Consider the following 13,127-nt stretch of genomic DNA (forward strand, 5'->3'; position numbering starts at 1 on the left):
ATGCCATTTTCTTGGGGTGAATTACTGAGCGGTGCCGGGATTATCGTTAGCTTGGGTGCCGCCTTTTTATTAGTCAAGTTGCTCATCAGCAATACATTACAGCAGGAAAAGTTTTTTAATGCACTGGGTAAGTGCTATACAGAGCTCGAGTCATCCAGCGATCGACTAGACACGCTCTGCACTATTCTGGATAGAAGATTTTCCAACTACGAGGAAAACCATAAACAATCAGATCCATTGTTAATCAATAGCATACAGCGCTTTGATAAAGTAGCACAGGAGATCAGGGATCGCCTGGATGATTTGTTGCTATCGGAAGCCTCGGATAACATTATTGCTGAGCGATTGAGTGAGCCCGTGCTGCAAGAGCTGAATAAATTGCAAACACATCTAGAGCAAATGGCTGGTCAACTCCGGCGCAATAACAATTTGTCTGCTGACGAAAATGTCGAAATGGCTGCCATGAGAAAGCGGATTGAAAGCTATCAATCCATGATGATGAAAGCAAGATCAGAAGCCAAAGAGGCTGAAAACACCATGGCGGAATTGCGTCAGGAAATACAGCAACTACAGGTCATGAACAATCGCCCACTGCAATCAGCCAATGATGCATTCACAAAAGAGCTACAATTCCAACTGAATGAAATGGAGCAACAAAAACGCAGACTTGAGGAACAGCTTGCGTCATTAACCACAGAGAAACAGCGCAATGAAATCGAGAAACAATTCATTGAAGACCGATTTATGGAGTTATCGTAACCCATACGTAAAACAAATCAATGCATTGAACATTTCAAATGGGCTGGGTTCAACACAACAAATCCTTGCAAGCCTTTATCTGAGCCAATCCATGGGAAATATAAAAATCAGTTACCCCCAAAGTTACCCCAATTTAGCAAAAGTAACTTAGCTCAAGAACTTGAAAATTCCAATCTTGGGTCCATGAATTATGTTGATTCTTAAGTCTGATTATTTTTTATTAATTAACTTGGCAATTCCGGCTTCAATAACATTTTGTTTTATATAAACCCCTTGCTCTTGAATCGCCAAGTTTCGAATAACAACACCCAAGTTGGGCAAAGGGTTTCCCTTCGAGTCGAATAACATTAAATCTGCATTGATATCAGGTTGAAGTCCACGGACTAGAGTTTCTGCAATTTGAGGTGGGCAATTGCAGCCAGCCAAACAACTTTTGGTTCTACTTGCCTTAGTCACATCTGGTTGTTTACACAATGGCCCACTGAAACCAGGCGGTGGCATAGCTCTCTTATCCAAACAAGTTCTGCCACTGCCCTTCACTACTGCTTTAGAACCAAGGGTATCACACCACGGCGAGTAGGCTGCAGCGATTTGAACGGCAGATATAAAGCCTCTACGATATTTACTACGAAGATCTATTGCTATTGCTCTAGCAGACCACTCAACCGTCTCAAAAATAGCATGTCCATCAACATCTCGATTTCCGTCTTTTCCATTCTTGCCTGATGTCCCTAGCCATGGACTATCACCTTGTTTCTGGCACCAGTAGTTATTCATTCGTATACAGCGTTTTCCAACTTCTTTACAGGAAACTGAGTTTCCGTCCTTATCGGTTAAATTATCCTCTGCTTGTGTACACCAGTTATCAGCCTCTATTTGCTGCTGTGCCAGCGAAATGGAAGGGCACAAAATCATCCTGCTAATACAGCAGACCACTACCAAGAAAAGTATAGACCGCATCACTACTCCTCATAAGTTCACTTGTAGAACTAAAGGGGCATGTTAAAGAATCTATTGCACGCCGTTTGATTTCATATTCAATTTTCAATAAAACCAAGTGATTAAATGGTAGGCCCATACTTATTGAAGTTGAATGATGTTTTTAAACCTCATATCAGTTATGCCAATTTCAGAATTGGAAACTGGCACTGCTTGATTAGATGGAAGTTTCAAACCCGATGAGGTTTCCAGTTTGATAACTGACGGTGACGCATCAGCTCCTATCGCGCCGAAATATGGAGTAAGATTTATGCCTAGCTTTACTTTGTTTTTCTGCATAGTCTGAGATGCATAAAACATCCCACCAACCTGCCAGCCAGGACCAGATATTTTTGCATCCGCCTTTGTACCTTTTAACACTGAATATGCTGTGTTAAGTGTTGCAACTGATGAGACAACTTTAATGCCTTTCAGAGTTAATCCAGACGTATTAGCTATTTCTTCCCTAATAAATTTAGCAACTATTTTGAATTTATTTGGATCAATATCTGACATCCTGAGTTTACATGAGGCTCCTTTATAAAATCGATACTCAACTTTGTAGTTTCCTTCTGCCGTTCCAGCTAAAAAAGGAACTCCTAAAGATGCAGCAGATTTAACATCTAATAGATATGAGTCGTAATTGTATTCAGTTGCCTTAATCTCTGGATCCTTTGCTGAATCCTTTCGAATTACATCACCATACCAAATCACATTGGTTTTTCCATTTCTGTCCTCTACAATAGCTGCAGCACTTCCTACAATATCTTTCAGTTGATCCGGATCAAATAGGTCATCTCCAACAAGGTCAAATTCTGCAAAAGGATCTGGAAGTGTAGCTTCAACAACCTCCCCCGAAGTATTTTTGACAGGTTTTGCTACGGATACTCCTGTCAATCCTGCACCGCCTTGACCAGTAACTGCGTTTGCTGAAATACTGAATAAAATAACTGGGATACTAAATACAAATATCATTATATTTTTCATGTCATTCTTCTCCATAAAGTAAGTCAATCTAAATTAGTGTAATAACAGAACCCTCAATGCAATCTATGGCATAGTACTAAGATACTTCTTTATAACTTCACTAAACCAGCTCTTTACTTAGTCGGCTGATATCCTCAGTCTGAGATGATTTTGAGTACTTATTTTTAATAATATGGATAGCACGAAGCAACTCACCAACTCGTAACAACTCAAGTTGTTCAGTGATTAATTTAGTACTTGGAATTTGAGACGATTGATTACCGTGTGCGGTACTTTTGGTAGATAAAATGAGCTGGTTATCAGCTCGATTGCTAGTGATTTCGCATAAGATGCTATTAAGAAAAAAGCATACTCTCCAACTCCCATAGCTTGATGGATAGTCTTCGAATGAAAGTATTTTGCACCCTGCGCGATTAAGTGTTGCATACAGATTGCTCTGGTTCATATTGCACACCTTGATATTATTTTTTAATCTAGCTTTCCTCTTAAGAGATCATAGTTCATATCCATAACATAGATTAACTTTTTAGCAGAGATTTAAATCCAGTAAATTCAAAAGTTATCCTTTTTACAACACTGTTCAACCGACAGCCGAAGTCCAAAGTAAGTGTGTTTCAACAAATTGATTCACAAGGTATGCCGTCGTTATCACGATCAAGTCGGTAGACACCCATACTTCTACGCAGCTCAGCATTTGTTTACAGTACCGCTTACCTGCACATGTGAAGCCGCTTTGGGTAGGTTTAATAGCTGGAGCAGCTGCAGGTGTGGCTTGATGCCTAAATTCCCAAGGTGGCACCGGATTCGGATCATCCCAAAGCCGCTGCCCCATACTTTTAGCTTTATCTTCCATTTCAATGAGCACTGAGTCATTACTATATTTCCGATAAACCCATGCCATCCCATTGTCGACCTGATGCTTATTGGCATTGACCTCGTCGCAAGTTACATCGCCTATAGTGCGACCATACTTACCAAGGCCGAAGGTCTGAATACTCGCAGTTTTTTTGAAACAAATTGAGGATAGTGATTTTTTAGAAGCGTTGCTGAAAGCCTGATTTTTCTCAGGTGCGTCTATTGCATTTAACCTGATGATGATTTTCTGCTTGTCTTTAGTAAGTATGGTCAACGTGTCGCCATCAGCAACAGCGATAACGTGGCCGGATAGTTGATCAGCTTTAGAGGTAAGAACTATCAACCACCGAGTTAAGAAAACAGCTATCTTATTCAAGCTCACCCCTTGTTCTAATTACTCCACCCAAAGGTTCAAGAATATGCTCTTTAACTATCGCTATTATCATCGGTGTTTTATACATTCTGCTGACACGCTTGGCATAAGTCGAGAGTCGACTGATCTAAGATATACATCTCCTGAAGATATGCACCAATTAGAAACTTGAAGTACTCATCAGGCATTATTGATTTAGATCGAGGTGGAGATACTCGAATCAAAGTCTGGCAAAGTTTTAATGCGTCTATCGTCTTTGTGATTTCCATATATCCAGAAAATACAGTTGTGAAAAACGTGCTATCTGGCCGCTCGGGTAATTCAACCTTATCTACATGTGCCTTCCAAGCGGGTTCAATGTACTTAGTTGAGAAGTCCAATAACCTTTCCTGATATCTCTCTAAACCTTGATCTACCTGTTTTTCATAAGTCTTGGATGTGGGCATTGTATTTACTCCTTGGAATGCTTATTTAACCTTCAGCAGGATACTCCAGTCACCAGTGTAGTTGGGGGCTTTTGAAACTGCGCTGCATAGTCCAATTATTAGTTTGGTTCCTTCTGAAAGTCTGATTCGTTGATTCCACAAAATCTGTGGATAAGGCCGTGGATGCAATCTTGGTAAGGTCGATAACTATCTGATTCGTTTAACGAATGGCAAAGTGTTCAAATTATGACCTGTTACAAACACTTGTAAGTGCTGAGTGTTCGGGTCTCTCCTTTGCACCATAACTACTTCAAGGTTGTCATTTGTTTTGCAAAAGCTGGTGGATGAAGTAATTGCTAACGAGGGTTTGCCAATATCAGCAGTTCATTATGAATTGAGTTGTAAAGGTTTTGAATTTGATCAGGACTGTCGATTACCCCACAAAGTACCCCCAATAGTTGGGGTATGTCAATAAATCACATGATACGTTATGAGAGTGGGTATAAATGAAAAAACCCGCATTTACGCGGGTTTGTGAGGTGTTTTGGTATTTCTTGATTTTGGTAATTGGTGGAGCTGGGGGGAATTGAACCCCCGTCCGCAAGCCCTCCACAGACAGTTCTACATACTTAGCTGTGTTGTTTATATTTAACCAGGCACCCACCAACGAGCAAGCAGATGACAAGCGAGTTGCCTTGGATTTAATGCCTTACCAAGCAACCCGGTAAAGCACGATCCTCTCTAAATGACGCTGCTGCCGGTTACCCGGCCCGACCGAGAGGCTCTTCGGTGCAGCGTTCAGCCGGGATTAAGCGGCTAAAGCGTAAGTTTCGTCGTTTGCGACTATACTTTTTCAGATGGATTTACGAGGGAACCTGAATCCTCGGTATGCCCTGCACTGCTTTGCAACCCACGTCGAAACCGGGTCAGCCCCAATACAGACTGTGGATTATACGCCTTAAACGTTGGTGAGCCAAACTTAAAGGCGCACTACTTCGACATGGTACAATTTATAAATGTTCAAGAAAATTGTGATTTTTGGGGTAGGTTTAATAGGGGGCTCCATTGCGCTGGCCCTTAAAAAACACCCTGGGGCTCCTCACATTGTTGGTGTGGGCCGCGCTCAACAAAGCTTGCAGGAAGCACTGGATTTGGGTTTGATTGACAGTGCGGAAACGGATATTGCTTCTGCACTTCTCGCGGCGGATCTGGTTATCATTGCCACTCCAGTGGCACAGACGCCGGCTATTTTAAAGGCCATCCGCCCCTATTTGGGCGAGTCGACCATTATCACAGATGCCGGCAGCACCAAGTCGGACGTGATGGCGTACGCGAGGGCCGAACTTGGGGACCAGGTTAATCAATTTGTGGGTGGTCATCCGATTGCTGGGGCGGAAAAAAGTGGTCCTGCTGCTGCCATGGCTGATTTGTATCTCGGTAAGAATGTCATTCTGACGCCTGATGCGCAGACCTCTAACTCAGCGCTCGATCAAGTCAGCAGACTTTGGCAGCAATGTGGCGCAGTGGTTTCGCACATGAGTGCGCAAGAACATGACAGCGTATTTGCAGCCGTCAGCCATTTGCCGCACCTGCTTGCCTTCGCACTGGTGGAGGATCTGGCCAAGCGTAGCAATGCGGAATTGTTGTTCAAATTTGCCGCCAGCGGTTTCCGCGACTTTACGCGCATTGCAGGCAGTCATCCTGAGATGTGGCGGGATATTGCACTGGCTAACAAAACCGCCTTATTAAGTGAACTTAGGCTCTATCAACAAGCGCTCAGCGACATGACGGCACTCTTGGAGGCTGATGACAGTCGTGCTTTGCACGATTTGTTTGAACATGCCAGCCGTGCACGTAATGACTGGGCCAAGTCAAAAATTCAATAATTACCAATCGCTATGGAACAACTGCATTTACCCGCTGCCCACCAAGCCCAAGGCGCAATCACTCTGCCTGGCTCAAAAAGTATCTCAAACCGTACGCTATTGCTCGCAGCACTTGCTGACGGTGTCACTGTCATTCGCGACTTGCTCGCCTCAGACGATACCGCCAGAATGCTGGAGGCCTTATCAGCGTTAGGCGTCAAGCTGGAAAATATCTCTGAAAATGCCTGGCAAGTCACGGGCTGTGGCGGCAACTTTCCCAATAAGCAAGCGGATTTGTTTCTGGGCAATGCGGGGACGGCCTTTAGGCCCTTGACTGCCGCACTGGCATTCTCAGGCGGTGACTACCATCTGCATGGGATTGCGCGCATGCATGAGCGCCCGATTGGCGATTTAGTGGATGCCTTGCAACAGGTGGGCGCGCAAGTCAGCTACCTGGGGAATGCGGGCTACCCTCCCCTGCAAATTTCGCCAGCGCAGCTGGATGTCAGTCAAGCGATCAAAATACGAGGTGATGTGTCAAGCCAGTTTTTGACAGCCTTGTTGATGGCCTTGCCGCTAACAGGCCAGGCGGCCAGTATTGAAGTGGTAGGCGAACTGATCTCCAAGCCTTATATCGAAATCACGCTCAACCTGATGCAACGCTTTGGCGTGACCGTGCAACGGGATGGCTGGCAGCATTTTTACATTGCTGCAGATGCGCGTTATCACGCGCCAGGAGAAATATATGTAGAAGGTGACGCGTCAAGTGCCTCTTATTTTATTGGTTCGGGTATTGTTGCGGGGGACGTCACCGTCAACGGCGTCGGCGCGCAAAGCATACAAGGCGACATCCGCTTTGCTGAGGCGGCCAACCTCATGGGCGGACGGATCAGCTATGGCGACAACCACGTGCGTGCTGAAAACACAGGCACATTGAAGGCGATTGACCTTGATTGTAATCACATCCCCGATGCGGCCATGACTTTAGCCGTGATGGCCATGTTTGTGCGTGGTGATTCGGATCAGCACCGTACAACCACCCTACGCAATATCGCCAGCTGGCGCGTAAAAGAGACCGACCGCATTGCAGCCATGGCAACAGAACTGCGCAAAGTCGGGGCCACAGTGGTCGAAGGCCCGGACTACATTCAGGTCACCGCCCCCTTGCAACTGACCCCTAACGCAGTAATTGATACCTATGATGACCACCGCATGGCCATGTGCTTTTCATTGCTCAGCCTGGCCGGCGTGCCCATTACCATTAATGACCCAAAATGTGTGGGTAAAACCTTTCCAGAGTACTTTAAGGTATTCGCCAGCATTGTTCGCTAGCCATTCTCAAGCCGCATACGCCCACTCATGCTCGTCAGGCTCTGCGGCAGGCGCCACGTCGTGAGAATGCTGATGCTGTTGCCAGGCACGCTCGTGAAAATAAAACACCACGGTGTTGCAGGCCGGTTCAACCAGCGCCATCAGCCCACCCACCAGCAGGCTGCCTGTGAAAAGATAGGCAATGGTGAACGCTACGCTAAAATGCAGCATGGCAAAAGACATGGTTTTAATCATGGTGTGCTCCTTATTAACGATGTAGCCATGATATAAAAGCCAAAAGTCAAAATCCAATTCATTGTTTTTAACTGATTGATAAGTAAAATTTATTATGAATAATCCTCTCCCTCCAGTCATTGCCATTGACGGCCCTTCTGCTTCTGGCAAGGGTAGCGTCGCTGAACGCGTGGCAACTCATTTTGGATTTCATTACCTGGACTCGGGTGCGATTTATCGTCTATTGGCTTATGCCGCTGCTCAACAAGCCGTGGACTGGTCAAATGCTGATGCGCTGGCTGATATCGCGACACAGATGCAGATCAAGTTTGAGCATGGCCAAGCTTATTTAAACGGCGAGCAAGTCAGCCACCATATTCGTACTGAACAGATGGGAAAAGGGGCCTCTGAAGTCGCTGTACACCCTGCCGTACGCACCGCGCTGTTGCAAACGCAACGCAATTTCAGGCAAGCCCCTGGGTTGGTTGGCGATGGCCGAGATATTGGCTCTGTCATTTTCCCGGATGCCGGATTGAAAATATTTTTGACAGCCGCGGTCGAAACGCGCGCAAAACGTCGCTACGATCAGTTAATTCAACGCGGCGATCACGCAGATTACGCTTTGATTCTAGCTGATTTGCAGCAGCGAGATTTACGCGATAGCCAGCGCGCAGTCGCGCCACTCAAGCAATTGCCAGATGCGGTTTTGCTGGACACCACCGACATCAACATTGAGCAAGCGGTGAATATCATTATCGAAGCATTTAAAAAAGCAGCGCAAAACTAAATAAAAACACACATAAGTCATTGAACCCAATAATTTTTTTGTGTATAGTCTTGGATTCGGGTTGCTCAAGTCACGCTTGGGCAATATTTTTTAAACCTTTTCCATTGTTGGCGCTTTTGCCTTGCAATGGCTCGCTGCAAGATGCCTGTCTTCATGCGAGTAAAAATTGGACAATTTTTTAATGGCTTCTATTTCTAATACATCCTCTTCCATGGAATCTTTTGCAGCCCTCTTCGAAGAAAGCCTGGCTCGCCAGGAAATGCGCGCTGGTGAAGTAATCACCGCTGAAGTAGTTTCTGTAGACAATGATTTCGTTATCGTGAACGCCGGCTTGAAATCCGAGAGCGTAATTAACGCCAGTGAATTCAAAAACGCACAAGGCGAACTGGAAGTTGCCGTTGGCGACTTCGTTAAAGTAGCGATCGAAAAACTGGAAGATGGTTTTGGTTCTACACAACTTTCTCGCGAAAAAGCGAAGAAAATGCAAGCATGGCTGGATCTGGAAGAAGCCATGAACGAAGGCCGTGTAGTTAAAGGTTTTGTCAGCAGCCGTGTTAAAGGCGGTCTGCGCGTTTCTGTCAGCGGCATCATGGCTTTCTTGCCAGGCTCACTGGTAGACATTCGTCCAGTTAAAGACACCACTCCTTACGAAAACAAAGAGTGGGACTTCAAAGTCATCAAGCTGGATCGCAAGCGTAACAATATCGTGGTTTCCCGCCGTGCTGTGATGGAAGACACCTTGGGTGCTGACCGTGAAGCATTGTTGGGCAGCTTGACTGAAGGTGCTGTGATCAAGGGTATCGTTAAAAACATCACTGACTACGGCGCGTTCGTGGATCTGGGTGGTATCGATGGCCTGTTGCACATCACTGATTTGGCATGGCGCCGTGTGAAGCACCCATCTGAAGTGCTGACCGTTGGTGAAGAAGTTGAAGCCAAGATCCTGAAATTCGATCAAGAGAAAAACCGTGTTTCTCTGGGCATCAAACAATTGGGCGACGACCCATGGGTGGCATTAAGCCGCCGTTACCCAGTCGGTACACGCCTGTTCGGTAAAGTGTCTAACCTGACTGACTACGGTGCGTTCGTTGAAGTAGAACCAGGCATTGAAGGTTTGGTACACGTGTCTGAAATGGACTGGACCAACAAGAACATCCACCCAGGCAAAATCGCTCAACTGGGCGACGAAGTTGAAGTGATGATTCTGGAAATCGACGAAGACCGTCGTCGTCTGTCACTGGGCATGAAACAGTGCAAACCAAACCCATGGGATGATTTCGCTGCAACCCACGCTAAAGGCGACAAAGTTTCAGGCCAGATCAAGTCTATCACTGACTTTGGTGTGTTCATTGGCTTGCCAGGCGGTATTGATGGCTTGGTACACTTGTCTGACCTGTCCTGGACTCAGTCTGGCGAAGAAGCGATCCGCAACTTCAAAAAAGGTGATGAGCTGCAAGCTGTTATCTTGGGCATTGACGTTGAGAAAGAGCGTATCTCTCTGGGCGTTAAACAGTTGACTGAAGATCCAAGCGGCAACAGCGCACCAATTGGCGAAGACAAAGGTGGTAAACCAAAAGCCAAAAAAGCAAAAGCGGATGATGTCATGATTGATGAAGCTTCTGCCGGGACAACTAACCTGGGTGCTTTGCTGAAAGCCAAACTGGATAGCAAAAAATAAGAAGGCTTTAGATCATGACAAGATCTGAACTAATAGACCTGCTTGCCCAGCGCTTTCCGCAACTTGTGCTGAAAGACGCAGAGTTATCCGTCAAGACCATCCTTGATGCAATGACGGAAAACCTGGCAACAGGTGAGCGTATCGAAATACGCGGTTTTGGCAGCTTTAGCTTGAACTACCGCCCGCCTCGTTTGGGACGTAACCCGAAAACTGGTACCAAAGTACAGGTGCCAGCGAAATACGTGCCGCACTTTAAGGCTGGTAAAGAGTTGCGTGACCGCGTAGACGCGATCGAATCTTAATTTTTGTGATTCAGCAGTAAAAAACGGTATCTTCGGATACCGTTTTTTTTGGCCGCTCAGACCGCTATTGATGGCGCATTGAGGAGCGCTTGGGTAAAATGTCATGTGATCAAACAAGAGAGCTTTTATGCTGGTTGAATTCGAGTATTGGTGGTTATTGATTCTGCCTCTGTTTTTTACATTGGGCTGGATTGCAGCCCGCGTGGATATCAAGCAACTGATTGCTGAATCCACCTCATTGCCAGCCACCTATTTTAAAGGTCTGAATCTGCTCATTGCTGACCAGTACCACAAAGCGGTGGATGCGTTCAGTGAAGCGCTTTACATGAACAAAGACTCCCTGGAGCTGCATTTTGTATTGGGGAGCCTGTTTCGCCGCACAGGTGAGACAGACCGCGCGATTCACTTGCACTTAAACCTGCTCGAAAACTACGAACTCACCGAGCAGCAATCGACATCAATCAAAGTGGAATTAGCGCAGGATTACTTCAAGGCAGGCCTGTATGATCGTGCTGAAGAAATTTTTCAAACGCTGCGCCATACACGCTATGAACAAGCGGCCTTACGTCACCTGCTTGAGATTTATGTCAAAGAACGCGAATGGTCGCTCGCCATTGGCATTGCCACTGAATTGGAGCGTTCGTCAGGCGTGTCTTACCGCAAGGAGGTCGCTCAGTATTATTGTGAATTGGCCGCCAATGCCATGATCAAGCAGGATTGGTCCTCTGCAAAAGTCCAACTCGAACAAGCGCTGGATGCCAATAAGAACTGTGTGCGCGCTAATGTCTTACTGGGCGATATCGCAGCACAACAAGGCCACCATTCTGATGCGATTGCACTTTGGAAACGCATAGAAATGCAGCATCCAGAACATCTGGGCCTGGTCGCGCAAAAAATGCTTAAAAGCTATGCTGCGCTGTATGGTGAAGAGGAAAGCGAAGGCGACCTCAAACTGTCCAGAGGCTTAAAGGAAGGCCTGAGCCAACTCCATTACTATCTGGAGCTGTATCAACTCAGTAGTATTATGTCGGTGTTGTATGAAGCCACCCTGCAGGCTGAAGGTGCGGATAAAGCGGCAAAACTCGCCCGCAATGAGTTGATCCGCAAACCCAGCCTCAAATCGCTGGATCAATTGCTCCAAGCGCGCGCCATGCTCCAGGATGAACAACATGATTTACAGTTGATGCAGCAAACCGTTCGCAATGCCATTGGTGACCGTGCCGCCTATTATTGCGACCAATGTGGTTTCCGGGCCAAACAATATCATTGGCAATGCCCAGCCTGTAATGCCTGGGAGTCGCTGCCGCCCGAACCCACTGAAGCGACCATTCGTGATATCAAATTACTTAAACGAAAATAAATCCGTTTGGTGCCCTTCCCCAACCCGTTTCATTCCTAAGACAATTCCTTTATGACCGACAGTAAAATTGTTGTTGCCCTGGATTATGCAGATGCCAAATCGGCAATCGCGCTAGTAGATCGGCTGGACCCAAGCCTGTGTAAACTCAAGGTGGGTAAGGAACTGTTTACCGCCGCCGGGCCTCAGCTTGTCGAACAGCTGGTTGCGCGGCAATACGATGTGTTCCTCGATCTCAAATTTCACGATATCCCGAATACTGTGGCAAAAGCCTGTCAGGCCGCCGCAAATTTAGGCGTATGGATGGTCAATGTTCACGCCAGTGGTGGGCAACCCATGATGCAGGCTGCACGTGAAGGCTTGGATAAAGCCTTTGATGATCAAGCGCCGCTGCTAATCGCTGTCACGGTATTAACCAGTATGGACGCGCCAACGTTGCATAGTTTGGGGATCCAGCGCACCCTGCCTGAACAGGTGCTCGCATTGGCCACACTGACACAACAATCTGGCTTAGATGGTGTAGTTTGTTCAGCACAAGAGGCCAGCATGCTCAGAAAAGCATTGGGGCCTGACTTTTGCCTGGTCACCCCGGGTATTCGTCCCAAGGACTCGGCAAAGGACGATCAAACCAGAATTGTGACGCCTGCAGATGCCATCGCATTAGGCGCCAGCTACTTGGTCATAGGCAGGCCAATTACACAAGCAGATGACCCGATTGTTGCATTAAATACAATTATTAAAAATATTTAACATTTTTAAATTAATTTAAGGGCGTTAGCCGTCCGATCATGAACGGGCTCAGTAGAATTAAAAACAGGCGCAATGCCTGTTTTTTATACTTAACGATTCTGGAGGTCATATGATGAAAACGCTTATGGGTTACCTGATGTATTTCCTTTTATTGCCAGCCGCTTATGCGGTGGTTGATATCAATACGGCCAGCCAGGCTGAACTTGAAAGCCTGAATGGTATCGGTCCGGCCAAGGCGCAAGCCATCATTGAATATCGAAAAAAGAGTGGTGGCTTTAAGTCAGTGGAAGAGCTGGATCAAGTGCCAGGCATAGGCCAGGCAACCTTGGCAAACCTGAAGAAAGATGTAAGCGTCGGCGCCAAGAAAGCAATAGCCGCTGAGCCTAATAAAACCGAAAAAGTAGCAGAGAAAAAGAAATAACTGTCTACATTAAACAAAAAGCACCCTATTGGGTGCTTTTTTTAT

At 46.2% G+C, this 13,127-nt stretch carries 13 protein-coding genes and 1 other RNA gene; 9 read left to right on the plus strand and 5 right to left on the minus strand.

Annotated features, from left to right (window positions below):
- Positions 1-759, plus strand: a complete 759-nt coding sequence (locus GOC95_RS01250; RefSeq protein WP_275355166.1) for a hypothetical protein — start codon at positions 1-3, stop codon at positions 757-759.
- A gap of 210 nt (positions 760-969) precedes the next feature.
- On the opposite strand, the gene GOC95_RS01255 is transcribed toward GOC95_RS01250, so the two are convergent.
- The 4 genes from GOC95_RS01255 to ssrA all read right to left on the minus strand — a co-directional run bounded on the left by GOC95_RS01255 (position 970) and on the right by ssrA (position 5,311).
- Positions 970-1,719, minus strand: a complete 750-nt coding sequence (locus GOC95_RS01255) for a hypothetical protein (protein ID WP_275355167.1) — start codon at positions 1,717-1,719, stop codon at positions 970-972.
- A 120-nt stretch (positions 1,720-1,839) separates the two neighbouring features.
- Complete coding sequence (locus GOC95_RS01260) at positions 1,840-2,724, minus strand: hypothetical protein (protein WP_275355168.1); 885 nt, start codon at positions 2,722-2,724, stop codon at positions 1,840-1,842.
- Between the two features lie 580 nt (positions 2,725-3,304).
- Entirely contained in the window at positions 3,305-3,955 is a 651-nt protein-coding gene (locus GOC95_RS01265) for a thermonuclease family protein (RefSeq protein WP_275355169.1), read from the minus strand.
- A gap of 990 nt (positions 3,956-4,945) precedes the next feature.
- Positions 4,946-5,311: a transfer-messenger RNA gene (gene ssrA, locus GOC95_RS01270) on the minus strand.
- A gap of 82 nt (positions 5,312-5,393) precedes the next feature.
- On the opposite strand from ssrA, the gene GOC95_RS01275 reads away from it, so the two are divergent.
- Together GOC95_RS01275 and aroA are read left to right on the plus strand one after the other, a co-directional pair.
- On the plus strand, positions 5,394-6,263 hold the full coding sequence (locus GOC95_RS01275) for a prephenate dehydrogenase/arogenate dehydrogenase family protein (RefSeq protein ID WP_275355171.1): 870 nt from the start codon (positions 5,394-5,396) through the stop codon (positions 6,261-6,263).
- A 12-nt stretch (positions 6,264-6,275) separates the two neighbouring features.
- Positions 6,276-7,574: a 3-phosphoshikimate 1-carboxyvinyltransferase gene (aroA, locus tag GOC95_RS01280; RefSeq protein ID WP_275355172.1), complete on the plus strand. Its 1,299-nt coding sequence runs from the start codon at positions 6,276-6,278 to the stop codon at positions 7,572-7,574.
- A gap of 6 nt (positions 7,575-7,580) precedes the next feature.
- Here aroA and GOC95_RS01285 read toward each other — a convergent pair whose 3' ends face one another.
- Positions 7,581-7,808: a DUF2061 domain-containing protein gene (locus tag GOC95_RS01285; protein ID WP_275355173.1), complete on the minus strand. Its 228-nt coding sequence runs from the start codon at positions 7,806-7,808 to the stop codon at positions 7,581-7,583.
- Positions 7,809-7,902: 94 nt separating this feature from the next.
- On the opposite strand from GOC95_RS01285, the gene cmk reads away from it, so the two are divergent.
- The 6 genes from cmk to GOC95_RS01315 all read left to right on the plus strand — a co-directional run bounded on the left by cmk (position 7,903) and on the right by GOC95_RS01315 (position 13,082).
- Positions 7,903-8,574 carry a (d)CMP kinase gene (gene cmk / locus GOC95_RS01290; RefSeq protein WP_275355174.1) on the plus strand — a complete coding sequence of 224 codons (672 nt, stop codon included), beginning with the start codon at positions 7,903-7,905 and terminating at the stop codon, positions 8,572-8,574.
- A gap of 181 nt (positions 8,575-8,755) precedes the next feature.
- Positions 8,756-10,252, plus strand: a complete 1,497-nt coding sequence (gene rpsA, locus GOC95_RS01295) for a 30S ribosomal protein S1 (protein ID WP_124551649.1) — start codon at positions 8,756-8,758, stop codon at positions 10,250-10,252.
- A 14-nt stretch (positions 10,253-10,266) separates the two neighbouring features.
- A complete protein-coding gene (locus GOC95_RS01300; protein WP_018985241.1) occupies positions 10,267-10,554 on the plus strand; it encodes an integration host factor subunit beta in 288 nt (95 codons plus the stop codon).
- Between the two features lie 127 nt (positions 10,555-10,681).
- On the plus strand, positions 10,682-11,914 hold the full coding sequence (lapB, locus tag GOC95_RS01305) for a lipopolysaccharide assembly protein LapB (RefSeq protein WP_275355182.1): 1,233 nt from the start codon (positions 10,682-10,684) through the stop codon (positions 11,912-11,914).
- Between the two features lie 51 nt (positions 11,915-11,965).
- Positions 11,966-12,661, plus strand: coding sequence for an orotidine-5'-phosphate decarboxylase (gene pyrF / locus GOC95_RS01310; RefSeq protein WP_275355184.1), 696 nt, complete (start codon positions 11,966-11,968; stop codon positions 12,659-12,661).
- A 109-nt stretch (positions 12,662-12,770) separates the two neighbouring features.
- On the plus strand, positions 12,771-13,082 hold the full coding sequence (locus tag GOC95_RS01315; RefSeq protein ID WP_275355185.1) for a ComEA family DNA-binding protein: 312 nt from the start codon (positions 12,771-12,773) through the stop codon (positions 13,080-13,082).
- The last annotated feature ends 45 nt before the right edge of the window (positions 13,083-13,127 follow it).

This window comes from Methylophilus sp. YYY-1, assembly GCF_029132825.1.
In the GTDB taxonomy this organism is placed as follows: domain Bacteria; phylum Pseudomonadota; class Gammaproteobacteria; order Burkholderiales; family Methylophilaceae; genus Methylophilus; species Methylophilus glucosoxydans.